Genomic DNA, 1,263 nt, shown 5'->3' with positions numbered 1-1,263 from the left:
TTGCACATTCAAGCCCCTCCCCCTTATAGAAAAAGAAAAAAGAGAATCTGCTAGTGATTCCCTTAGAGATTCTTCGCTTGATTCTCAAGCTCAGAATGACAAACTAACAACATTTACTAGAAATCCAAACAGCAATTCTTCGGCTTTGACTCAATATGGCAGAAATAACACAAGCCAGCTAGAATCTAAAATTGATAATTTGGTGTATCAATTATATGGTCTAAGCGAGGAAGAAATAAAAATCATAAAAATAGGTTAAAATTTATTGCCATTGTGTTAAAATGCAGAGGCAACAAGAATAAAGGGTGAGTAATGAAAGAATCAAAGTGGTTGTTATTTGGTATTTTAACTGCTGGTGCAGGTTTTTTGCTCTATAATCTTTATAAAAGAGATTCTGGTAAGAACACTCGCATTGATGGATTTATAGAGGGATATACGAGTGGATTTTCGGCGATACCCTCACCGACTGCACCCAAGAAGTATGGAGAGATTGCAAAAGAGATTCAACAAAAGCAAATACAAGCTTACAAGCAAATCAATACAAAGCATCAAAAACAAAGAATAAGTCTTGGGAATGAATAAAAAACCTGCAAGAAAAGATAGTCATTCCAGCAATGCAAATCCACAAAATCAGCTCAATATTCAAAACAATATTTTTATGGAAAATGAGCTTAATGCCATACGCAAATTGCCCGAACCTCTAGCAAACCGTGCTTTTGCTTTACTGGAAAAAACCGCCGAACACAAAATGCAAATGGATAGAGAAATATTAGAGTTAGAAAAACAGGAGCAGAAAAACAGAGTAAGTGATAGCCATTGGTTTTATCGCTTGCAAAGTTTAGGGGCTATAACGGCGTTTATTTATATTGTTGGGAGTTTGGGAATATTTGCCTACCTTGTTATACAAGATAAGCCTAATGCGTGGCTTTCATTGCTTCCTGCAATTATCACTTCAGTTGCTAAACTAGGAAAGATTAAAAAATCTTAAAATCACCAGATGAGTAGAGGAGATTTTAAGGCTTAAGGCTAATTGTGCTGTCTTAGGAGCACGAAGTGGAGGCGAAGAATTGCTGTTTGGATTTTTAGTAAATGCTGTTACTTTGTCATTCTGAGCCTGCATAGCAGGCGAAGAATCTCTTTTAGCGACTAGTGACTCGTATAGAGATTCTTCGCCTGTTTCACAGGCTCAGAATGACAAACTTGGCTACCCGCAAGGGAAATTATTTTGGCATCACGAACCCCTGCAAGGGGTGAAGAATCTCT

Annotated in this window: 2 protein-coding genes and 1 pseudogene; all 3 read left to right on the top strand. The window is 37.2% G+C overall.

The genetic code is table 11. The features are described from left to right. A pseudogene (locus CQA63_RS09270) lies at nt 1-259 on the top strand (hypothetical protein); the annotation flags it as partial. 53 nt (nt 260-312) lie between these two features. Further along, entirely contained in the window at nt 313-582 is a 270-nt protein-coding gene (locus CQA63_RS09265) for a hypothetical protein (RefSeq protein ID WP_104700293.1), read from the top strand. After that, nucleotides 575-988 carry a hypothetical protein gene (locus CQA63_RS09260; RefSeq protein ID WP_104700294.1) on the top strand — a complete coding sequence of 138 codons (414 nt, stop codon included), beginning with the start codon at nt 575-577 and terminating at the stop codon, nt 986-988. The genes CQA63_RS09265 and CQA63_RS09260 overlap by 8 nt, the downstream gene beginning before the upstream one ends. Nucleotides 989-1,263 lie beyond the last annotated feature (275 nt).

Origin of the sequence: Helicobacter marmotae (assembly GCF_003364255.1) — a bacterium.
Taxonomy (GTDB): domain Bacteria; phylum Campylobacterota; class Campylobacteria; order Campylobacterales; family Helicobacteraceae; genus Helicobacter_C; species Helicobacter_C marmotae.
This window is presented reverse-complemented; position numbering and strand designations above follow the sequence as displayed.